At 56.9% G+C, this 23,389-nt stretch carries 15 protein-coding genes and 1 tRNA gene; 8 read left to right on the forward strand and 8 right to left on the reverse strand.

Annotated features, from left to right (window positions below):
* Positions 1-48: 48 nt before the first annotated feature.
* The 4 genes from ABD890_RS03860 (at position 49) to ABD890_RS03875 (ending at position 5,536) form a co-directional block, all read left to right on the forward strand.
* The gene (locus ABD890_RS03860; RefSeq protein ID WP_345086063.1) at positions 49-3,108 is read left to right on the forward strand and encodes a PVC-type heme-binding CxxCH protein; all 3,060 of its coding nucleotides are present in this window, start codon (positions 49-51) and stop codon (positions 3,106-3,108) included.
* Positions 3,109-3,297: 189 nt separating this feature from the next.
* Entirely contained in the window at positions 3,298-3,741 is a 444-nt protein-coding gene (locus ABD890_RS03865) for a DUF2752 domain-containing protein (RefSeq protein WP_345086065.1), read from the forward strand.
* Positions 3,742-3,797: 56 nt separating this feature from the next.
* The gene (locus tag ABD890_RS03870) at positions 3,798-4,466 is read left to right on the forward strand and encodes a hypothetical protein (RefSeq protein ID WP_345086067.1); all 669 of its coding nucleotides are present in this window, start codon (positions 3,798-3,800) and stop codon (positions 4,464-4,466) included.
* A gap of 134 nt (positions 4,467-4,600) precedes the next feature.
* The gene (locus tag ABD890_RS03875) at positions 4,601-5,536 is read left to right on the forward strand and encodes an alpha/beta hydrolase (protein WP_345086069.1); all 936 of its coding nucleotides are present in this window, start codon (positions 4,601-4,603) and stop codon (positions 5,534-5,536) included.
* 166 nt (positions 5,537-5,702) lie between these two features.
* Here ABD890_RS03875 and ABD890_RS03880 read toward each other — a convergent pair whose 3' ends face one another.
* From ABD890_RS03880 to ABD890_RS03910, 7 genes are all read right to left on the reverse strand, one after another.
* A complete protein-coding gene (locus tag ABD890_RS03880) occupies positions 5,703-6,563 on the reverse strand; it encodes a LysM peptidoglycan-binding domain-containing protein (protein ID WP_345086071.1) in 861 nt (286 codons plus the stop codon).
* A 581-nt stretch (positions 6,564-7,144) separates the two neighbouring features.
* Positions 7,145-11,047, reverse strand: a complete 3,903-nt coding sequence (gene secD / locus ABD890_RS03885) for a protein translocase subunit SecD (RefSeq protein WP_345086073.1) — start codon at positions 11,045-11,047, stop codon at positions 7,145-7,147.
* 110 nt (positions 11,048-11,157) lie between these two features.
* A complete protein-coding gene (yajC, locus tag ABD890_RS03890; protein ID WP_345086075.1) occupies positions 11,158-11,511 on the reverse strand; it encodes a preprotein translocase subunit YajC in 354 nt (117 codons plus the stop codon).
* Between the two features lie 307 nt (positions 11,512-11,818).
* Positions 11,819-13,156, reverse strand: coding sequence for a PQQ-binding-like beta-propeller repeat protein (locus ABD890_RS03895; RefSeq protein ID WP_345086077.1), 1,338 nt, complete (start codon positions 13,154-13,156; stop codon positions 11,819-11,821).
* A gap of 111 nt (positions 13,157-13,267) precedes the next feature.
* Positions 13,268-14,434 carry a tRNA guanosine(34) transglycosylase Tgt gene (tgt, locus tag ABD890_RS03900; RefSeq protein ID WP_345086079.1) on the reverse strand — a complete coding sequence of 389 codons (1,167 nt, stop codon included), beginning with the start codon at positions 14,432-14,434 and terminating at the stop codon, positions 13,268-13,270.
* 67 nt (positions 14,435-14,501) lie between these two features.
* Positions 14,502-15,833 carry a DNA-directed RNA polymerase subunit alpha C-terminal domain-containing protein gene (locus ABD890_RS03905; RefSeq protein WP_345086081.1) on the reverse strand — a complete coding sequence of 444 codons (1,332 nt, stop codon included), beginning with the start codon at positions 15,831-15,833 and terminating at the stop codon, positions 14,502-14,504.
* A 165-nt stretch (positions 15,834-15,998) separates the two neighbouring features.
* Positions 15,999-16,072 (reverse strand) — tRNA-Thr (locus ABD890_RS03910).
* A 762-nt stretch (positions 16,073-16,834) separates the two neighbouring features.
* On the opposite strand from ABD890_RS03910, the gene ABD890_RS03915 reads away from it, so the two are divergent.
* The 3 genes from ABD890_RS03915 to ABD890_RS03925 all read left to right on the forward strand — a co-directional run bounded on the left by ABD890_RS03915 (position 16,835) and on the right by ABD890_RS03925 (position 20,722).
* On the forward strand, positions 16,835-17,785 hold the full coding sequence (locus ABD890_RS03915; protein ID WP_345086083.1) for a diacylglycerol/lipid kinase family protein: 951 nt from the start codon (positions 16,835-16,837) through the stop codon (positions 17,783-17,785).
* Positions 17,786-17,961: 176 nt separating this feature from the next.
* Positions 17,962-18,780 carry a 3-deoxy-8-phosphooctulonate synthase gene (kdsA, locus tag ABD890_RS03920; RefSeq protein WP_345086085.1) on the forward strand — a complete coding sequence of 273 codons (819 nt, stop codon included), beginning with the start codon at positions 17,962-17,964 and terminating at the stop codon, positions 18,778-18,780.
* 10 nt (positions 18,781-18,790) lie between these two features.
* Positions 18,791-20,722 carry a hypothetical protein gene (locus ABD890_RS03925; protein ID WP_345086087.1) on the forward strand — a complete coding sequence of 644 codons (1,932 nt, stop codon included), beginning with the start codon at positions 18,791-18,793 and terminating at the stop codon, positions 20,720-20,722.
* Between the two features lie 12 nt (positions 20,723-20,734).
* Here ABD890_RS03925 and ABD890_RS03930 read toward each other — a convergent pair whose 3' ends face one another.
* A complete protein-coding gene (locus ABD890_RS03930; RefSeq protein ID WP_345086089.1) occupies positions 20,735-21,595 on the reverse strand; it encodes a phosphoribosylaminoimidazolesuccinocarboxamide synthase in 861 nt (286 codons plus the stop codon).
* 295 nt (positions 21,596-21,890) lie between these two features.
* Between ABD890_RS03930 and ABD890_RS03935 the strand changes: the two genes are divergently transcribed.
* On the forward strand, positions 21,891-23,384 hold the full coding sequence (locus ABD890_RS03935; RefSeq protein ID WP_345086091.1) for a hypothetical protein: 1,494 nt from the start codon (positions 21,891-21,893) through the stop codon (positions 23,382-23,384).
* Positions 23,385-23,389: the final 5 nt, after the last annotated feature.

The following is a 23,389-nucleotide window of genomic DNA, read 5'->3' on the forward strand; positions in this document are numbered from 1 at the left end:
AACTGAAAACTCATCCTGCCTACCGACCTCCCACCCACCGATCCTGCCATGAAACGTTTGCGTCTGGAACGTGCTCTGTTTGCTTGTGGAATCTCGTTGGCATGCGTTGCCGCGGCCTTCGCTCAACAAGACGAAACCCAACAGCGTTCGCTTGGTGCAGCCGAAAACGAAGCGGTCCGCGAACACATTCGCAACTTCGAGGGGCGCGGGCAAACGGCGGACTTCTCCATTCCAGCCCTCGCACCGGAAGCAGCCGAAAAACAGTTCGTCACGCCGGACGGAGTGCAAATGAAACTGGTCCTTGCCGAGCCGGTCGTGCGGCAACCAGTCTGTATCAACTTCGACGAACGGGGACGGATGTGGGTCGTGCAATATCTGCAATATCCCTTTCCCGCCGGGCTGAAGATCGTCAAATACGACGAACACCTGCGAGCAGTCTTCGATAAGGTTCCGCCGGCACCACCGCATCACGATCGCGGAGCCGACAAGATCACCATCCACGAAGACACCGACGGTGACGGCACCTTCGACAAGCACAAGACATTTGTCGATGGCCTGAACATCGTGACTAGTGCGCTGCCAGGCAAGGATGGTGTGTGGGTAATGAATCCTCCTTACTTGCTGTTCTATCCCGACAAAGATCAGAACGATGTGCCGGATGGCGATCCGGAAGTCCATTTAACCGGCTTCGGCCTGGAAGACACGCACGCGGTCGCCAATAGTCTAACCTGGGGCCTCGACGGCTGGCTGTACGGAGCCCAGGGCAGCACCTGCTGGGCTACGGTCAACGTGCCGAAAGATCCCCAACATCCGCCGGTTCATTTCAAAGGCCAGGCAGTCTGGCGCTATCATCCCGACTCGCATCAGTTTGAAGTCTTCGCCGAAGGGGGAGGCAACACGTTCGCCGTCGAATTCGATGCCAAGGGTCGCATCTACTCGGGCCACAACGGAGGCAACACGCGTGGCTTTCATTACGTGCCAGGGGGCTATTATCAGAAGAGCTGGGGAAAGCATGGTCCACTAACCAATCCCCATGCGTATGGCTACTTCCCAGCGATGAAGAACCCAGCGGTCGAACGCTTCAGTCACACGCTGGTAAAGTATGAAAGCAATGCTCTTCCGGCCGCATACCAGGGACACTTGATCGCGCCGGTTCCTTTGCACAACTATGTTGCCGTCTCGCGGATCTGGCCGAATGGTTCGACTTGGCAAACCGAAGATCAATGGAACGCGATCGAGACCGACGACGTCTGGTTCCGCCCCGTCGATATTAAGGTCGGCCCCGATGGCTGCGTTTATATCGCCGATTGGTGCGATACGCGGCTGACACATGTCGATCCCCGCGATACGTGGGACCGTGCTCGGGGTCGGATCTGGCGATTGCAGCCGGACGACTACCCTGATTACGAACCGCTCGATTTGTCGAAGCTTTCGACGGAAGAGCTAGTTGAACAACTCGCCAGCCCGAACAAACTCCGTCGGCAACTCGCGCAGAGAATGCTCCGCGAACATGGCGACCAAGCCGCCGCCGAAAAGTTGGTTGCCCGACTTCCGAATGAAACCGATCAACTGGCACTGGAACTTCTGTGGGCGATCGATGCCCTGGGTGGCTACGATCAGCGTGCGGCCGAAATCGCTTTGAATCACAGCGATCCGTACGTCCGCGTCTGGGGCGTGCGGCTACTTTCGTCCGAACTGGCCGACGCGATGTCCCAGACAGTCCTATCGCTCGCTCGCCAGGAGTCGCATGTCGAAGTTTGCAGTCAATTGGCTTCCACCGCCAAGCGTTTACCAGGACCGCTGGGTCTGGCGATCGCCCAGCAATTGGCGGCCCGGGACGAACTGGCCGACGATCCCCACATTCCGCTGCTCACCTGGTGGGCGATCGAATCGCACGCCGATGAATCTTCCCTCAGCATGAACGCCGCTGCCGAACTCGCGGCCACCAAAATCGGCGGCACGATCATTCTGCCCCGTCTGGCCCAGCGACTAGCTGCCGAAGAAGACGAAGCGAGCCTCACCCGATTGGCCGAACTCTTACGTTCGATTTCCGACAACGCCTTGCAGCAAAAGCTGCTGGTCGCGATCAACTCCGCGTTTCAAGGTCGCAAGATCGAACATTTCCCTGACGCCTTACGTGACGCCATCCTTGCATCGGCCCATGGCAAATCAGACGCTCAGTTGGCCTTATTGGTCCGGGCCGGGCAAAAGGAAGCCGAACAAACCGTCCTTCAAACAATTCAAAACCCGAAGACCGCTTCGGCTCAGCGATTGAAGTGGATTCAACTGCTCGGCCAGATCGGTTCGACCTCTGCCCGCGAACCTCTGCTAAAAGTCGCCCTGGGAACCGATACTAGCGAGAACCGGGTCGCGGCGATCGCTGGCCTCGGTTCTTTCGATTCTCCTGAGGACACGCAACAACTGCTGGCACGGTATCCCCCCGAAGGCAGTGACGTCCGCCGGGCGATCATCGATCTGGCAACCGCACGGCCAAGTAACGCGTCGCTACTTCTCGATGCCATTGAGTCAGGCCAGGTTCCTCGTTCAGACGTTGCCGTCGATCTGGTCGAGAACTTGAAGCTGCATGGCGATCCGAAATTGAACGAGCGAATCAGCAAGCTTTGGGGAGCCACCCGGGCAACGCCAGCCGAGTTGACGGCTCGACTTGACCAAACGACGACGATCCTTAAGACAGGAGAAGGGCACGCCGAGGCAGGCAAGGTGCTGTTCACCAAACGCTGCGGAACATGCCACAAGCTATTCGGAGAAGGAGCAGCGATTGGTCCAGAGTTAACCGGTTACGAACGCACCAATCTCGATTTCATGCTGCTATCGGTTGTCGATCCGAGCGCGGCGATTCGCGAAGAGTACACCAACTATCGCGTGCTGACCGAAGATGGCCGGGTGCTGTCTGGCTTTCTGGTGGACCAGGACGACAAAACGATCACGCTGAAGAACGCCGAAAACCCTGCGATGGTGATCCCTCGCGAACAGATCGAAGCGGGGCCATTGGCACTGGAAAAATCACTGATGCCCGATCGGTTGCTCGACGATCTCTCGGCCGCCGAAATTCGTGATCTGTTCGCGTATCTCCAGAGCCAGCCCTAGGGCCGAAGCTTTTCCTGCCGCCCCAATTCCTGAGCCACCTAAGGTCCCACGGATGGGGCGGCCCTTGAAGAGCCCCTCATTGCTACCGACCGGCCGCTAACTTTGATAGCATCGAAGTCGATGAATCCTGCCTTGTTCTGGTTGCGGGATTTCGGTATCGTTCGCGCCCGATTGAAGAGCAATTCTGCCATGACTGAACCTAAATCACCCTCTCCGCTTCGCTGGTATCAGCGGTTGATGATGGGCGTTGGCGGGGCGGTTTTGGCCGTTTTGTTGGCAACTGCCGCCTGGCTTAGTCCTAGCGCCCAAGGCCTGGGAACGCATCAGCAACTGGGGCTTCCCCCATGCACGCTGGTGCAACTAACCGGCACGCGATGCCCTTCGTGCGGGATGACCACCAGTTGGTCGCACCTGATGAAGGGGAATGTGTGGGGCTCGCTCAAAGCGAACTCGGCTGGCTGTTTGCTGGGATTGTTGTCCCTCTTCCTGGCCCCGTGGATGCTAAGTTCCGCCATCGTTGGTCGACTTACTGTCCCGGCTCCGAGCGATGCCGTGTTGATCACCATAACCGTGTTAGTGGTGGCCGTGACGCTAGGAGATTGGCTGGTACGAATCAACTATTTTCAATTGTGAAGACGACTCGGCAGGACGCCAGGTCGCACGACATATCACCAGGGATGGACCGAACCATGAGCCACGGACGGTTTCGACTTTCGCCACAATCGTTTTCCAGCATCCTGCCATTGGGGCTGATCTGCTTGTTGCTGGTTGGCAACGGCGGCTGCGTCGGCATGTTGGCGGCTTTGCTGCATACCGATACGGTTTCGGCTCGCTACACGGGACTGGAAGGCAAGAAGGTCGCCGTTTTGTGCGTCGCTGGCCCTTCGTTCTATTCCGAGAACTCCACCTCGCGCCGGATCGCCGAACAGGTCGAGTCGCTCATCATGTCCAAGTCGGACAAGGTAAAAATCATCTCGCAGCAGAAAATCGACGACTGGAAGGATCGTAGCGGTTGGGACAACATGGACTACCGCGAAGCTGGCAAGTCGCTCGGCGCTGACATGGTGATCGCCATCGACCTGGCTCGCTTCGAGATCCAACCCAACCCTGGGATCTTCAAGGGACATGCGGAATACGCTGTTTCGGTCTACGACATCAACGATGACGGCCGCCTGGTGTTCCAGGACACCCCCAGCGCGATCGAATTTCCAATCAACGAACTGGCATACGTCTCGAGCAGCGAACGAGAGTTCCGAAGTTCGTTCCTGCGGCTGATTTCGCACCGTATCGCCCGCAACTTCTACAAGTACGATTCGCGGGAAGATCTGATGCTCGACGAATCGTTTGTCGCCCACTAAGCCCCCAAAGGGCGGCACGGAAAAGTTGACCGGTACGAAAACAGCGTCTACCATTAAGTAAAGTCAAACAACGACTTACGTTGCGTTGTTCTGGCGTTCTTATCCCCTCGAACCTCTCAACCCATCCGGCCAAGATGCGTTTGCAAACCCTATCACTGTTCGTCGCCATGTGCGCTGTGCTGGTCCTGGACCTTTCGTTTGCTCATGGGCAGAAGCCCGGAGCCAAGAAAGAGATTCCGCCACCGGAAGCGTTTAACGTTACCACCAAAGACGGCGTGATCCTTCACGGTACCTACTTCGCCAGCACCGAAGGCAAGACCGCCATCCCAGTGATCATGATCCCAGGCTGGGAACGTAGCCAGAACGACCTGATCGGCTTGGCCGATGCCATGCAGAAGCAAGGCCTGGCGGTGGTGACGGTCGACCTGCGTGGTCATGGAGCCAGCAAGACGATCCAAGGTCCCGGCGGTCAGATCACCGAGATCGACCTGGGACGCGTTCGCTCGAGCGACTTCGACACGTTCGTCACGCAAGACCTGGAAGCGATCAAGGGCTTCCTGATGGAAGAGAACAACAAAGGCAAGCTGAATATCGAGATGCTGACCATCGTCGGCTGCGATTACAGCGCGATTGCCGCTATGAACTTTGCCCTGCAAGACTGGAGCTGGCCTATTCTGCCGGCGATCAAACAGGGCCAGGACGTGAAGGGCCTTATCTTGATCTCGCCGCCGAAGACCTTCAAGGGCTTCAACGCGAACATGGCGATTCAGTCGCCGGTGATCAAGAATCAGGTTTCGATTATGATTATTGCTGGCGATCAGGATCGCACGAGCTTCAGCGACGCCAAGCGCCTGTTCAGCTCGATCGACAAGATTCGCCAGAAGTCCTTCACGGAACCCAAAGACCGTACCGTCTTCTTCGCTGCCAAGCCTTCGCCACTGGAAGGGACTGCTTTGCTGGCCGACCCACGTGCGAACTGCATTAAAGACATTTTGTTCTTCACCAAGGTCCACCTGCAGGATTTGCAGGCCAATGATCCTTGGACCGATCGCTCGTCGCCGTTGAACTAGGCCACGAAGCAAATCGTCAATTGGGCGTCTTCGGCGATCTGTAGCCGAAACGCCTGGCGGATCGTCCGCCCTCTCTTGCATACCGCGTGTTTCTACGGCTGGTGTCTTTCTTCACGCTCGGATCAACCGATCACTGCTGCGCCAACCACCAGCCACTCCAAGCAGCTTAGCTGCCTGGAGGAGCCAGAGTGGTGAACGGCTGATCGCCGCCACGCCATCCACCTTCAGTCGATACCGGACGGAGCCTCGTCATAGGCTGCACCTGGCTTGGGGCCGCTTCCGGCGCCATGGCAGTGCGTGTGTCCGGAATGTTTAACGTGACACCGATCGGCAACAGCTCAGGCGAGTCGAGCTGAGCCCGGTTCGCCCGATAGATCGCTTCCGCCAGGAGCGGATCGCCGAGATACTTCTCGGCGATCGACTCGAGACTGTCTCCATCACGTACGCGGTGCTCCCGCGTTATTGCCGAACCGCGTTGGTTGTTCGCGCCATGGTTGGGGGGCGCGATGCGGGGCAGGGGAGTGAATTGCTGCTGCACCTGGGTCTCAGGCAACTGCGGCTTCATCACTTGCTGCGTCGTGATCACGGGAGACGTGGTCGTTGGAGGCAGCGGTCTTGCCGTACCGGGGATCTCGATCGGTACGACGGCTCGGCTGGCTGTATTGGTGGCACCTACCGCTTCAATACGCGATGCCAGCGTTACGTTGCCAACCTGACTGACAGGGATGTCAGATAGAATGGGCTGAGCAGAAATCGGTGTTCCCTGCTGCATACCCATCGACAAGGAAGGAATCTGGGCCGGGTTATCCAAGCCCATACTTTGATCGCCGCGCGGGGTAAGCGTCACGACGTCTGGACGAGAGACCTGTTGGTCCCAGTACTGCTGCGCATCGACACGAGGTTCGACCGGAGCGTGTTGAGCTGCCTGTGGGGCAGCGGTTACCTCAGGCGTTGCCTGAGGTGGAGTCGTCCATGCCGACCAATACGGCATGGCTGAACCAAGGCCAATCACTCCAAGTGCAGCCATGGTCAGAAATTTGGAATCGCCACTCATATTGCGTACCGTCATCTTGGGGAGTCACGTGTACGCAGTCCTTTGCTTCAATTATCGAAGACCATCCTGGATACTTCGCTTCATCGACGCGTGCTAGCGTCGGGCTCTTCATTTTTTCGAGTTCGCTCTCACGTTTTTCGCTCGAGCAGGGTGCGAAAATAAGCACCGCGAGAGTCAGGCAAACTTTACGCTGGAAGACTTTTCGGCCTGCGGAAAACGAGGCGAAGATGCCGGTTGGTCGTAGGTGCCACTGCCGCAAGTTTCGGGCAGCCCCATCCTCGGATCGACTTCACGACCCAACCCGAAGTTCGCCAGACGATGGCACCGCCTGGCGAGTGATCTGACGATGGTACGCGGCTGACGAAACCAGCACGCAGTGGCACCTATCCCAACCAAGGGGAACATCGCTCACGCTCTTCATTACGCGATGCTGGCGCGGCGCAGTTCGTGCGATCGAAGCTTGTTTCGGCGCAAAAAAAGAAGGCGGCATCAAGAGATGCCGCCTTCGTAAACTTTAACGATTAGCGAAGCCGAGGGCTTTGAATGACCTAGGCTTAGTCTTTGGCCGGAGCCTTTTCACGATTCATCAGCCACAACAACGTTGGGCAAGCGATGAAGACCGTGCTGTAGGTACCTGCGATCACACCGACCACCAGCGAGAACGAGAAGCTGTGAATGCCTTCGCCACCGATGAAGAACAGAATGATCACCACGATCAACGTCGTGAGCGAGGTGAGCAGCGTACGACCCAGAGTCTGGTTGATGCTGATGTTGATCATCTCGCTGGTTAGCTTCGGGCTCTTGCCACGAACTTCGCGGATACGGTCGAAGATCACGATCGTATCGTTGAGCGAGTAACCAATGATCGTCAGGAACGCCGCCACAACCGGCAGGCTGATCTTGAACTCAGTAATCTGTGCAAAGCCCAGGAACGGAGCCAACCAGTAACTGATGGCAATCGCCCCCAAGGTGACCAGCACGTCGTGCACCAACGCCACCACCGCGGCAATGCCGAAGGCAAAGCTCTGGAAACGGAACCAGATGTAACCAACGATACCGATCAGGCAGAAGAAGATGGCCGAAGCCGCCATGGTCTGCATGTCGCCGGCAACTTTACTACCAATCTTGCTGGAAGAAGGCCAAACCGGGGTCGAATCGAGACCCTTGCTAACCTGCTGCAGCAACTTGTCCGACTGAGCCGGATCGGTCGACAAGCGAACGGTCCACTCTTCCTGGCTCACGCGGCTGTCGACTGGCAGCGGACGGCTTTCGACGTCCAACAGCTGAATCTCTGGACGAGCGACCGTCAGGGCGTCCGCGGCGTCGAGAATCATCGTACGAACCGTTTCGGCACTGATGCCTTCGTCGAACGAAAGCTTGGTTTCAGTCTTGAAGCGAGGACCTTCCGCCACGCCACCAGCAATGTCCTGGAACATGCTGCCGGCACCGGTCGCAGGAACTTCACCCTCAGGGGCTTCTTCCGCAGCCGGAGCTTCCGCCATTGGCGTTTCGGTCATCGGAGCCGCTTCTTCGTCCGCAGGAGCTGCGGTCGTCTCAGCTGGCATCTCTTCCTTTGGAGCTTCTTCCATCGGCTTTTCGTCTGCAGGCTTTTCGTCTGCAGGCTTTTCGTCTGCAGGCTTTTCGTCTGCAGGCTTTTGCTCGGCTGGAGTTTCTTCGGCCGGTTTCTCGTCAGCCGCTTTCTCTTCCATTGGAGGCTCTTTGTCCCCTTCGCCTTCTTCCTGCAGCAAACCGGTCGCCCAACCGTTCCATGGCATCCAGGCCAGCATACGGGTCGAGGCTGGAATCAGCAGCGACTGCTTGTCTTCCGAAGGTTTTTCTTCGGCTGGCTTGTCGTCTGCCTTTTCTTCGGTGGTTGCTTCAGGTTCCGGAGCCGATTGCGATTCTTCGGTCGTGGCCGGAGCCGCTTCCGGAGTCGTTGTGGCGGCCGGGAAAACGACGCCGGTCACTTCGGCAGGTGGCGTGAAGTCCATGCTGTGCATGACCAACTTGCTTTCGCCGTTCGGACCAGTGAAGACCTGAGCGATCTTGTCTTGAACCACGTCCACGCCAGCCGGAATCTTGCCGGTGTTGTAACGCAGAGCATCGGTGCTGAAGTTCATTCGCAGGTTCGATGCGGTCTGCGTCTTGTCGTCGACGTTCTTGACCGACATCGTGCCGGAGTCGGCACCGGTTTCGTCCTGGAACTCGATCCCGTCACCATCGGTGTTTGGCAGCACGGCGACTTTTACGTCGGCGGCATCCAACGCCAGGATGATCTGGTTCAAGGTATCGATGCCCGTCAGGTCGACCTCAGCGGTCTTGCCGCTGCGATCGGTGATCGAGACCTTACCTAGCTCGCCATATTCAGCCAGCGAGGTATCGACCTTGTAGATACGATCCTCCGAACCTTCCAGCGTCACAGCACTCACCGAAAGGTCAGGCAGAACGCCGGTCAGCTTGCTACGAACTTCCGAGATCGGCATCGCTTCGGTGAGGTAAACCTGAACCGAAGAACCGCCATTGAAGTCGATGTCGAAGATGTCTTTGCCACGACCGAACACGCCGACCAGACCAATCGCAATGACGATCAGCGAACCGATCATCGCGCCACGGGCCTTTCCGATGAAGTCGTAGCCAATGCTCGATGCCGAAGGCATGAACGAGAGCGTCTTGATAACGCGTTTCTTTTCGAGGATATCGAAGATGCCACGCGAGACGTAAATGGCGGTGAACATGCTCATCAGAATACCGACGAACAAAGTCACGGCGAAACCACGAACCTGGTCGGTACCGATACGGAACAGAACCGCGGCGGTGATCAAGGTCGTGATATTGGCATCGACGATGGTCGACATCGCTTTGCTGAAACCGTTCGAGAGTGCGACTCGCAGCGAAGCACCACCAGCCAACTCTTCACGGATACGTTCATAAATCAGCACGTTCGCATCGACCGACATACCAACGGTCAACACCAGACCGGCGATACCGGGCAGCGTCAGGTCGGCACTCAGGGCGATCATGACGGCCAAGACCAACACCAGGTTGAACAGCAGTGCGAAGCAGGCCACCAAACCGGCCACCCGGTAATAGATTGCCATGAAGATCAGAACGGCGATCAACGAGATGGTGATGGCGATCTGACCCTTGCGAATCGTATCGTCACCCAGCGTGGCGCTGATCTTCTGTTCGCTGATTGGTTCTTTACGCAGCACAACCGGCAAGCGACCGCTACGCAGCACCTGGGTCAAGTCGTCGACTTCGTCCTGGGTGAAGCTACCGGTGATGATACCGCGATCGGTGATCACCTTCTGAATGTTCGGTGCCGAGATCAGGTAGTTGTCCATCACGATGCCGAGCTTACGCGGCATGTTGGGTTCGCTCAGGTTTTCGGCCGAGAGGTGACCCATGCGGCGAGCACCGTCGATGCCGAACTCGAAAGAAACGGCTGGCTTGCCATATTCGTCTCGGGTCACAGCGGCCGACGAAAGGTGCTTACCACCAAGCCGGTACTCCGGACGTTCGACTCGCATCAGAACTTCCAGTGGCAGACCAGGACCGCCACCGCGGACCATGTGACGCTGACCGTTGACGTAAGGTTTCAGCGATGGATCGGAGATGTTGCCACCACCGACGGTACCGCGAGCATCGTCATCCACGCGAACCCAGCGGCCGATACGTTCGCCTTTGCGATCGGTCACAAACGTGGCACCGATCTGCGATTCGTCTTCGGCACGGGTCATCAGGAAGTCGTGATCCTGCTTGTTGGCGACAATCAGGAAGTCGAGAACACCTGCCTTGGTGATCAAGCGTTTGATCGAAGCCAAGTCCGATGATTCGGCTTGCGGCACGATCACTTCGATCTGGTTTTCGCCGTAAGGACGAATGACGACTTCGGACGTACCGGATGGATTGATACGCTTCTGCAACTGGGTGATCAGCTGAGCGGTCCCTTGCTCCAGACGCTTTTCAGGCGTCAGGTTGAAGGCCGATTCGTTGGGGGTGGTGTCCGATTCCAGCAGGTCGAGGCTCGCCTTTTGGTCAACTTCGTAGACCAGAATCACGCCACCCTGGAGGTCGATCCCGAATTTGGGAGGCCACAGCAGGAAGCAGATACTGATACTGCAGACCAGCGAAGCAAGGATGACACCCAGCTTCTGTCCCATTTCTGGAAGTCGAATCGACGATGCGATCCAAACACCCAGGATGTAAGGAACGATCAGGGTGAGAACAATCACCCCCAAAACGTTCAGGGCCTGCGAGCCTCCGGAGCTCTGTTCGGGGACTGGGGTGACTTCAATCGTCGGGCCAAGGACTTCCTGCGAAGGCGCCTGCGCCATCGCGGTCGAGCCCAGCCACGAACTTCCGCCAGCATCGGTCCCGATGTCGACGCCGGTCACCAGGGTGGCCATCAGCGTCAGCACGAGCATGACAGCAAAAATCGTGCAACTCTTCTGCATTGCGTGTCTCCAAGCCTCGGCAGCATCAGTGTGCCGGGCAAGTCGTATGGTTGAATTGGAAAGGGGGAATTCGTCCGTGAATCGTCCACAAAAGTTGCGAACAGCGGTAATTAGGATCCGGCGTTATCACCTGTCTTTCCCTCTTTCGAGAGAACGACACCGATCGCTCGCATACGGACCCGCATTTCCGTGCCCAACTTATCGTCCAGGCGAAGGATGACCTCTTGCTGGTCTTTCTTCACACTAACCACAGTAGCGATGATGCCTCCGATCGTCTCTACGCGGTCGTTCTTCTTCAGCCCTTCGAGCATCCGCTTGGCTTCTGCCGCTTTTTGCTGCTCGGGCCGGAAGATCATGAAGTAGCCCAACACCAGAATGACCACGATGGGAAGCCAGGTGTAAAGCGAAGAAAGATCGGGCTGCTGTGCCAGAAGATGAACTGGCAATACCGACAAATCAAACATTTCCGCCGAGCTTCCTACCGCTTGTCTGACTCACTGGTGGCATCCAAATGCCTCCAGAAGCAACGCTGGCTACGCTATAGCCATTGCGAATTCTGAAAAAGGCCAGAATCACCGAGAGATATGGACCTGAATGCACCGTCTACAGTGTGACAGCACATGGAAACCGCTCATGATAAGAGTTTCGTTCTATACCGGCAATAGTGGCCAGAGGCCCCGAAAACGGCAGTAGGCGCCCCCTTCGAGACGCCTACTTTCCTCTGCACTGGAATTCAAATTTGCCGTAACTGCCTAAACTTCCCAGGCAAAACTACTCAGCACTCAGATCGACCGCGACCAACTCTTTGTCGTTGCGGAAGAACCCAGTGCGGCCGGCATAGGCTGGGTGGGTCCACACCACGCCACGCCCGAACGCCTCGCTGGTTGGCTCAAGCACATGAAAGCGGCCGAGCGACTCGAAGCCTTCACGCGTCATCTTGGCGACCAGCAGATCGCCCACTTCGCTGAAAATCAGGTAACGATCGCTTTCGCCAAGACGTGTCACGAAACAGGTACCGTGCTTGATGAAACGCGTCACCTCGGGCCGGGTCGCCTCGAAGGTGGTCCATAGCCGATCGCCTGTCTTGGCATCGACCGCGATCAAACTGCCGATGTTGCAATCGCTGCCATAAACAACGCCATCCACGAAAACAGGGCTGGAGGTTCCACTGTAAAGCGCATTCTTCGGCTGACCTCGCCAAAGTTCCTTGGCGGCAGGCTTATCGGTTGCCAGCTCCATCATCAGTGACTCATTCTGGATCCCGCTGGCGTACATCCGATTGCCATCCACCATCGGGCGAGCGACCGACATGTCGTAGGAAGGGGTCAGTTCGAGCTGCCAGTATTCTTCGCCGGTCTTAGGGTTCAGCGAGGCGACCCCTTCCGGATGATAGAAAATCAACTGCTCGGTTCCGCCGGCCTTGATGATCGCCGGCGGTGCGTACCCCATGCGGGCATCGAGCGACTTCCACTGCACTTCGCCGGTTCGCTTATCGAGGGCCACGATTCCTTGACCTTCGCCACCGACTGGAATGTAAAGCAGGTCCCCTGAAACAAGCGGATGCCCGGCGACGCCCCAGATTGGAATTTCTGCCCCAAAATCTTTCGACAAACTTCGTCGCCAGACCAACTCGCCCGTTTCGACCTGCAAACAGACGAGGTCCCCTTCAGCTCCGGTCCAGAAGAGCAGTTCCCCATCAATGGTTGGCGTACAACGTGGCCCCACGGCATAGCTAATCGAATAAGGTCGCTCGTAAGCATATTCCCACAACGATTCGCCCGTCTCGGCGTCGAAGGCCAGAACGCGTTCCTGACCGGTTCGATCCTGACGCGCGCCTGGGTTGTTGGAAATCTCTGGTGTGGTTGCCTTGTAGTCGGTCACGAAGACGCGGCCGCCAGCCACGGCTGGTCCGGCATAACCGCCGGCGATCGGCATCCGCCATTTCACCTTCAAGCCAGACTCGGGGATCGAATCAATAACACCGGTTTCGCGATAGACGTCGTCGCGTTGCGGGCCCATCCATTGAGGCCATTCGTCCGCCCAAGCGGCTGGGGCAACGACTAGCGAGCAGAGAGTCGCCAGAGAAAAAAGACGGAAAAACGTGGACATTGGAAATGTTCCTTCGTGCAAGGCGCGCAGCATCAGACAACCGTGATACCCAGTTAGAGTCCGCCGACTGGGTAAAGGATTCAGATTCTTTGCGAAGATTTGAAGAACGACCTAGCTGGCCGATCCCCAGCCTTCCATTTTGGCCTGATAGAAGGACTCGAAGCGATCTTCTTCGATCGCAGCCTGGGCTTCACGCATTAAACGCTGGTAGTAAGCGACATTGTGCAGGGTCAGCAGGATCGGTCCGAGCATCTCTTTGGCCATGAACAGATGCCGCAGATAGGCCCGACTGAGCCCCGCTACCTGGGGCACGCTCTTCGGATCGAGCGGGGTCGAATCTCGCTGATACTTGGCGTTCCGCAGCCGCACGGTTCCTTCGTCGGTGAAGGCCAACGCGTTGCGTCCATTGCGAGTCGGCATCACGCAGTCGAACAGATCGACCCCGCGACGAATGCCTTCCAGCAGATCCTCTGGCCGCCCGACTCCCATCAAATAGCGAGGCTTCTCGGCCGGCAGGGCAGGGCAGGTCGCGTCGAGAATCCGGTACATCTCGGGCGGTGGCTCGCCGACACTCAAGCCACCGATTGCGTAGCCAGGGAAGTTCAACTCACCTAGACGCTCGGCACATTCGACGCGGAGCTTCTCGTCGAGACCGCCTTGCACGATGGCGAACTGGGCCTGATCTTTTCGTGTGGCCGCATCCTGACAACGCTTGGCCCAGCGGATCGAGCGATCCATCGCCTCGCGAATCACCTTCGGCTCGTTTGGCAACGCCACCACGTGATCGAGCACCATCGCGATGTCGCTACCGAGGTTCTCTTGGATCTCGATACTTCGCTCAGGCGAAAGATGGATCTTCCGGCCATCGATATGCGAACGAAAGACCGCCTCTTGCTCGGTGATCTTCCGCATTTGGGCAAGACTGAAAATCTGGAAGCCGCCGCTGTCGGTCAGGATCGGGCCATCCCATCCCATGAACTTATGCAGCCCGCCCAGATCGGCCACGACATCGTCGCCAGGCCTGAGCGAGAGATGATAGGTGTTGCCGAGGATCATCTGCGCGCCAGTCTGCCGCACCATCCCGATCTCGAGCCCCTTGACGGTCCCCTGCGTTCCAACCGGCATGAAGGCAGGCGTCTGCACGACGCCATGTGGCGTGACGAATTGCCCACGGCGTGCCTTCGAGGTGCCATCTTGATGCTTGAGCTGGTACTGAAACCAGTCCTTCTCGGCCGGCTTGTCAGGCGTGGAAGCTTCCAAAGTGTCTCGTCGCTCCATGAAAAAAACCCACACGGCTTGCCGTATGGGTTTGTGTGGTCTGCCAAATGGCTTCGCGAACTAAGAACTAGTCGCCGCGAAGCTTCAGGTTGTACGAGGTCAGCTTCTCACGAACTTCGTTCAAGCTGGTCACACCGAAGTTCTTGCACTCCAGCAGTTCGTCACCAGTGCGGCGAACCAATTCGCCGATGGTCGAGATACCCAAGCGGACCATGCACTTGCGGGCACGAACCGACAGGCTGAGCTCGGCGATTGGACGATCGAGCAAAGCTTGTTCGTCAGGCGACAGCCCCGAGGTGTCGTACGAAACTTCTGGCGCGGCTGCCTTTTCGTTGGACATCTGCCCAAGTTCCAGACCCTTCGAGCGAAGCATGTCGCGAATTTCGATCAGCGAGGTCTCGCCGAAGTTCTTACTGGCCAGCAGTTCCTGTTCGCTGCAGCGGCACAGATCGCCGAGGGTCATGATGCCCATCTTCTGCAAGCAGTTGCGGCTACGAACCGACAATTCGAAGTCAGTAACCGGAATGCTGAGAACCTGCGACATGCGGTCGCGTTTCTTTTGTTCTTCTTCGTCGTAGTACATGTCGCCGGATGCCTGAGCATCCTTCATGAACATACGAGCCCGCTTTTCGGTCGGGTAGGAATCGAGCACTCGCTGGTAGCAATGAGTCGCACGATCGTATTCGCCACGGTCTTCGTGCAGGATGCCGAGGTTCAGCAAAGCACCAACGTGGGTTGGGAAGACGGCGGCAGCGTTCTGGTAGAGCTGCAGAGCCTGAACGTCGTTGCCACGACGATCGTTTTCCAGAGCCAGACCGAACAAAGCACCGGCGTGGCCTGGATCGGCTTCCACGGCACGTTCGTACAAGGCAACCACTTCGTCTGGGTTGCCACCCATCGAAGCGATCGTGGCACCACGCTGATACAAGTAGTTGGCGGTTGATTCGATAGGGCCGAACATGTTGTCCAGCATCTGCAAAGCCTTTTCGGCCTCGCCACGGCTACGCAGGGCTTCGATGATGCCAAGCTGACAATCATCTTTGTTGTAACCAGCAGTTTGAGCCGACTGGAAGGCTTCGATAGCCTTGTCGTAGTTCTGCATGCAGAAGTAACTGCGGCCCAGATAGAAGTGAGCCAGAGCACCACCATCGGCAGCCGACAGGGTCTGAACGGCTCCGTTGTAGTTACCCATAATGAATTGGCAGACGCCCAAACGAACGTTCGTCGCCGGCGAGCGTTCTTCCGACTGGCCTTCCAGTTCGGAGACACTGTCGCGAAGCGTCGAATAGGCGTTGTAGTCGCGTCCTACGGTTCGCAGGATCTGACGAATTTCCTCGGGTCCGAAAGAGGAATTCGTAAGAACAACGCTCTTCAGATCGAAATCGATTCCTTGAATCATCAACGGGGCTCCAAACGTTTTCTGTCGACGCCCAAGTGCGAGAGCTCGGGGGAGATAATTTGGGTAATCCGGGTCACACGAGTGCGGACAACCCGCCGGATGTTTTTACTTGGGAAAACACCCCGAAACAGGTCGATTACCTCATCGCAATCGGGAAACAAGAAGAGCCAGCGACGAGAGTCGAACTCGTAACCCCAGCATTACGAATGCTGTGCTCTGCCAATTGAAGCTACGCTGGCTTGCTCGCAGTCTGCGAATCAAAACGCTCCAAGATACAGAAGCTCTTGGATGGCGTCAACTTACCATAGCCCAGCATTTTAGAAAGTGGTCTAGGTTTTGCGGAAGGGGACAACCGTCAACAAAGTTTGCACCGCAGCCACTTGCGACTCTGCTTTTTGAATGAGAATCGGGCTTATCTAAAGAGAACCGGCGCGACCTAAAAGATTTTGGTCGCTCAAGAAAAAATCGAGGGACCGCTGTCGTACCAACCCGCGTTGGAGAAGCTGAATCGTCAGGGGCAAGGCAAACCATCCAGCTTGAGTTCGACAGCGGCCCCACGGGCCAGCTTACCGACTCCTCCGAGGAGCCGATGCCCACACTAGATGCAAACAGTGATCCAAACACCAACTATTTTTTAACTTTTGCCACAAGTCGCATGAAAACAGCGACTTACAAGATTGGCCCGAAAGAACGCATCCAAATTCGCTTGTAGGATTTCGCCTAACGTGACGCACGATGCCACAAAGAAATAATACACCCCCCTGATCGGGCCCCGTTTGGACTCATTTTTTCCTGCCATATCGTCTGATATCGAGACCCATTCCCGTAAGGCTTTTTACGGAAGTGATTTACGGCGTCACAAATTGCGCCCATTTTGAGACAATGGCATAACATCAGCCCCAAATGCCTGAAAAGCATCTCAATATGAAACAGGTTGCAAGCCGCACTTCGCTTTCACGGCCCGGCCCGATAGGATGTCTCTAGGATTTCATGGAAATACCGTGCCTAAAGAGAGTGACGCAGACGTGACGTTCACCGAAACCCGACAAGCCACTGCGACAGAAACGGCGTGGCTCTTCATCAACCGCATCGCTGGAAGCTTTGATAAATCACAAAGCCACATGCGACTGCGTGCATTGTTGGAAGAACTCGGGATGCTGCCGGTCGAGATCAATTCGCCCGACCAGCTGAAGGGCATGTGGAACGATCCGGCCCAGGTTCGGCCCGATGTGATCGTATCGGTGGGGGGGGACGGTACGGCCGCCATGATCGCTGGAGTGACCAGCGGCGAAGTCCCCATCGCCATCTATCCAGCCGGTACGGAGAACGTTCTGGCCAAGTATCTCCAGATTCCGACCGATTTTACCGCTTTCTCGAAGATGCTCTCGAAGCGGTTCGTGCGTCAGATCGACGCCGGAAAGTGTGGTGATCGGACCTTCATGCTGATGGCCTCGGTCGGTTTCGAGGCGGAAATCGTCCACCATGTCCACGCCCGCCGCAACGGCCACCTAACAAAGTTCCATTACGTCCGACCGACCTTCCAGATGCTGGCTCAGTACGAATATCCCCGGATCCAGCTCGATATCGAACTTGCCGACGGAACACGGACCCAGACCGAAGGCTATTGGGCGTTTGCCTTCAACGTGCCTCGCTATGCCCTCGGGTTCGAGGTCGCCCCGAAGGCGACGCCTGATGATGGGCTACTCGATATCTGTGTTTTCACCCGCAAAGGCTTCTGGTCGACCGGGGCCTATATCACTTCTCTTCTTTCTGGATCGATTAGCGAGCGAAGCGACGTGCAGATCTTCCAGGCACGCTCGGCCGAGATCACCAGTCTCGATGCTCCAATCCCGCTGCAAACCGACGGCGATCCAGCCGGCTTCACCGACGTTCGCCTGGCCGTGCTGCCCAACTACCTTCCACTGGTCGTGCCGAAGCGGAAAGCCCGTTAATACGAATCCCGCCCGGACGGGGGCGGACGTATGGTGGGAATTTTCCGTAAGTCCTGGCAAAATAAGGGAAGAGCGTTCCGCGGATCTGTCTTCAAGAAGAATTAACCCGACAGACCCTGGGAGAATCTCTAGCGGGAAAATAGGATGAACGCTTCCCATTTAGAACGAGATCGATCGTGAGCCCATCGCCAATTACCGAGTTCTCTCTGAATCAGGATGGGCACCTGCTGCTCATTGCCGGCCCATGCGTATTGGAAACGCGGGAGTTGGCCTTTCATATTGCGGAGCAGCTTTGCAACATTGCCAGTCGCCATCCGGTTCAGTTGGTGTTCAAAGCCTCCTTCGACAAGGCGAACCGAACAAGCATTCATTCGTACAGAGGACTAGGGCTGGAAGATGGCCTGAAACTCCTCGATGCCGTCCGTTCGGAATTTGGCGTTCCGGTCACCACCGACCTTCACGAATCGCACCAGGCCGCGGCCGTTGGCCAGGTCTGCGATATCCTGCAGATCCCAGCGTTTCTTGCCCGGCAGACCGATCTGCTGGTCGCAGCTGCCGAAACCGGCAAAGCGGTGAACGTGAAGAAGGGCCAGTTCATGGCGCCTTGGGACATGAAGCATGTGGTCGAGAAGCTGAAAGAAGCAGGCGCCAAGCAAACTTTTCTGACCGAGCGTGGCACGTTCTTCGGTTATGGTCGGCTGGTGAACGACATGCGTGCCTTGATTGAAATGCGATCCCTGGGCGTGCCCGTCGTGTACGATGCGACCCACAGCGTGCAGGAGCCGGGCGGACTTGGCAGTCAGACCGGTGGCAATCGAGCGATGGTTCCTCCACTGGCGATGGCGGCAGCTGCCGTCGGAATCGATGGATTGTTCCTGGAAACGCATCCTGATCCTGATAAATCCCCCAGCGACGGTCCCAACATGGTTCCGTTGTCCGAGTTGGAAACGCTTGTCCAACGTGTTTTGGCCGTTCGCGCGGCGGCCCAAGGTTAAACGAAACAACATGAGCTGCACTCTTCGCCTGACGATCGTTTCGCTTCTGATGCTCTCGCTGCTCGGCTGCGAAAACAAACGGGTCATCCGCCCGGCGAACATCGACAAAACCCAAACCGGCGCGAATACCGACGCCGGCAGCTCGAAACAGTTTGTCGATCAGGCGGTCAATTACCTGGACGGGCTGGATCGCTACGAACCGGTCCGCGTGAAGTCGGAAGTGCTCGAGCAGTTGAATCGCTGGCTCAATGTTCAGAAGTTCGACAAGACCTGGCAGCCTGATCCGATGATCGCCGATCTACCTTCGGAAGTGCAGGGATTGCCACGTCTGCAAAATCTCGAAACGCGTGACTTCCTGGAGCAGCCCAACGGCTATCCAAATTTCACAATGCGTGGCAGCGAATTTGATTTCTTCGTCGGGACCTATTGGGCCAAGACCATCTCGAATTGGATCCGCGAAACGAAGCTTCCGCCAGAATCGATGCAGAAGTTTCTCGACGCTCAGGAAAACAAAACGCTCGATGAAAGCCAGGTCGCTGACCTTGGCCTGGCGTACTTGCTGTTCGACTGGACCGTTCGCCACATTCAGCCGATCAAACCGACCAAGTACGAAGAAGGCAAGTTCGCCCCCGGCACCAGCCGCGACGTCTGGGAAGCTTTGCAATTGAATGAAGGGGACGCGTTGGAGCGTGCCCGCGTCTTCATTCAGCTTTGCCGACAGCAAGGGCTGGACGCGGTGGTCGTGAAGTTTGGCAAAGACAAAGACGCCGTCACCCAGGTCGTCGGCGTCGCGATCGGCAAGGAACTTTATCTGTTCGATACCGCCTATGGCCTGCCAATTTCCACAGCCGATGGCACCGGCATCAACACCCTCTCGCGCATCGTCGAGCATCCTGAAGACCTTCAGGCGATGGCGACCAAGAACTACAAATACCCGGTCTCGGCGGACGATTTGAAAGACGTCACGCTGCTGATCGATGCTCCTTCCACTTCGCTCACGCAAGCCGCTTACCTGCTGGAAGGCGTGTTGTCTGGCGACTCGACGATGAAGCTTTACGTCAGCCCATCGTCGCTCAAAGATCGCCTGGCCGACTTCCAAGGCGTGACCGACGTCCAGTTGTGGATGGTCCCGTTTTTGGCGGAAGAAGCGATGAGCAAGCGACTTTCCGATCCAGACCTTGCGCAACTGTTCAGCGTCGAACGTTGGCTCTACGACACGCCAACACCATTCTCGATGGCTCGAATGCTTCAGTTGATGTGCCGCTTCGAAGGCGAATCGCAGCAGCCAGGGGCACGTCGATTATTCCTCGAAGCTCGCATCCTGGAACGCAAGTTCCGCATTTCGACCCCGTCGGAGCAATTGGAAATCTTGAAGGCTTCCGGCATGGACCTTCCATCCGATCCGAAGTCTCAGCAGGTCTACCTCGACCGGATTCACAAGTCGATGGTCATGTGGCGTGAACTGGCAAGCTTCAACCTGGGTGTGATCTCGCTCGGGGCAGGGCAGAACGAATCGGCGATCTTCTTCTTCCAGGATGGCACGCTGAAAGAGTTCCCCAATACGCGGCTCAAGTCGGCAGCCTATTACGGAATCGGCCGAGCCTGCGAAGCCCTGGCGATCGAAGAAGATGATCCAGCCATGGCACAGAACGCCTACGACATCTACACCGATGACGACGACGTGCTTTCCCCTTATCGCCGCGGCAACACATTGCGAGCCGAACGTCTTCCCCTGATCGAAAAGCAGGAAGAGCCTGCCAAGGAAGACGACAAGGCGGATGCCAAGCCGATGGCAGAACCGGAAGGCGACAAGCCAGAAGCGGAAGCTAAGCCGGACGGCAAAGCGGAGGAAAAGAAAGCCGAAGCAGAATCATCTGACGAGACTGCTCCGGCTCCGATGGAAGAAAAGGACTCGCCCGAAAAGGATTCGGCCGAGAGCTAATCGCGTCGCGGTTTACCAGGCAAACTTCTGCTGCGTGATCCGCTCGTACGCTTCGATGTACTTGGCACGCGTCTTCGTGACGATCTCTTCTGGCAGCATCGGTGGCTCGCTGTTCTTATCCCAGCCACTTTGTTCGAGCCAATCACGGACGAACTGCTTGTCGAAGGATGGCGGGCTGATCCCTTCCGCGTATTCGTCCTGCGGCCAGAAGCGTGAACTGTCCGGCGTCATGACTTCGTCGATCAGGATCACTTCGCCATCGACGACGCCCCATTCAAACTTGGTGTCGGCGATGATGATCCCTTGCTCGATCGCTCGCTCCGCTCCGGCGTTGTAAACGGCCAGGCTCTTCTCGCGAAGCAAATTCGCCATGTCGGCCCCGACGATCGCAGACATCTGCTCGAATGAGATATTCTCGTCATGTCCCGACTCCGCCTTGGTCGCCGGAGTGAAGATCGGTTCGGGCAGCTTCGAAGCCTGATTGAGACCGGCCGGCAACTGAATGCCACAAACGGTCTGCGTTTTTTGATATTCCTTCCAACCTGAACCAACGAGGTATCCGCGTACGACACATTCGATCGGAACCACTTCCGTCTTACGGGCCAGGGTCGAACGGCCATCGAGTTCCGCCAAGTCGACGTCACCTTCGAGATTCATCTGGTTCACATCGGTCGAAACCAGGTGATTTGGGATGCCGAGTGACTCGAACCAAAAGCGGCTCATCTGCGTCAGAACGCGTCCCTTATCCGGAATAAGCGATGGCAAAATGTAGTCGAATGCACTAATCCGGTCCGAGGCTACCAGCAGAACCTGGTTGCCCAAATCATACACGTCGCGGACTTTGCCCTGTCGGAGGGGATAGTTTAGACCCATATTTTCGCAGATCTTAGAAGAAAGGAAGGCTTAGCTACGGGTGCGATCTCTACCGTTTGCCGGTAGAGTGCAAACCTACCTCGGCATTTTGCCATAGCCGGCAACAGGACAACAGGCCCGGCAATTCGGCTCATCGGCAGAGTTGCTATAGCCCACATACACCACGAGAACCAGATTTTCGTGGTTCATCCGGCTATGCTCGACGATTAGAATTGAGCATGCGTGCGATTGCGCGGGGACAGCTACATCGATTGGCCTCCACAGAACCGCCCCAAGTTTCAAGCGAGCCCCGGTTTTGCCCAAACTCACCTTTCATATTCCCGCTGAACTGACTATCTCGGACGATGACTGTCGGATCATCCATGTCGTCGGCTGCGATCGCCTGGTACGTTTCACCGGGGTGAAACGGTCGGAAGACCGGATGGTGCTGGAAGTGCTGGAAACGGATGGCGTGAAAGTCAAAGTTCCGTTTCGCGATGCCCAGCGGAACGCCCGCATGCTTTCAACGTGTGCGTTACGGGTCGAGAACAAAACACCGTACAACCTGCTGCTCGAGCTCGCCCGTGGGACTCTCTTCCGCTTCCGCAATCTGACGAACGCCTGCCTTGATGCGCATCTCGATCTGCTCGATATCACCAAGCAGTTGCTGAAAGATGCCACCGAAAATTTCGCTCAGGCCGCCATTGGCAAAGAGACACCCGACGAAGCCAATCCTCGAGCACTCCGCAGTCTGCAGCAATCTTTGCAGGGACTTTCGCAGCTTGAGCATGTCTATGCGATGGCATCGCATCACGCGATTTCCAAGCAGCCGAAAGAACGGGCATTCTTACGCGGAATTACGCTCAACGAACCACTCTCGGCCGAAGTTCAGCCGCTATTTACCAAAGCTCTGAACACGATTGTGATCGAACCGAACTGGAAAAAGTGCGAATCAGAAATCGGCCACTACGACTGGAAAGATGTCGACCTCACCCTGGATAAGATCCGCGAGAAAGGACACGCCACGGTCCTGGGACCGATGTTCACGCTCGATAAGTTCTCGACACCGGATTGGCTGTATCTGTGGGAAAACGATTTTGAAGAAGTGCTCAGCGCAGTTGAAAAGTACACGGCCGCCCTGGTGCAGCACTATCGGAATCGTGTCGACCTGTGGTACTGCGCGGCAGGCCTGAACGATCACACCGCACTACCGATGAAAGAAGAGCAGCGTCTTCAATTGATGCTGCACATCGTTCAGTCGATGCGTTCAAGCGGGCTTCGAGCGCCGCTGCTGGTCAGTTTCGCCAGACCTTGGGGCGAATACATGACGACGCGCGATCGCGAACTGGCCCCGATTCATTTCGCGGAAGAACTCGTCCGGGCCCGTGTTGGTATTACCGGGATCGGCCTGGAATTCAACTTTGGCGAGCTCTCGCCGGCGACTTACTATCGCGGGTTCTTCGACGTGGTCGACATTCTCGACTACTGGAGCCTTTTGGGTGTGCCGCTGTTCGTCACGATTTCGGCGCCAAGTTCCTGGCGCCCCGATCCGAACGCGATCTACGATCCCAATCGCCAGGAAGAGCCTTTGGAACGTATCAGCCGCCGAACCCAACGCGAAATCGTCAGCCATGTTTTGCCGGCCTTGCTGACCCATCCGCAAGTTCAGGGGGTCTTCTGGAGTCAAGTTTCCGATTCGCAGCCACATCGCTTCCCACATGCCGGGCTACTCGACCCACGGGGAAGGCCTAAATCCGCTGTGAACAAAATGACCGATCTGATCCGCACTTACTTCCCCGAAAATATTTAGAAAAG

Origin of the sequence: Bremerella cremea (assembly GCF_039541315.1) — a bacterium.
Classification (GTDB): Bacteria; Planctomycetota; Planctomycetia; order Pirellulales; family Pirellulaceae; genus Bremerella; species Bremerella cremea.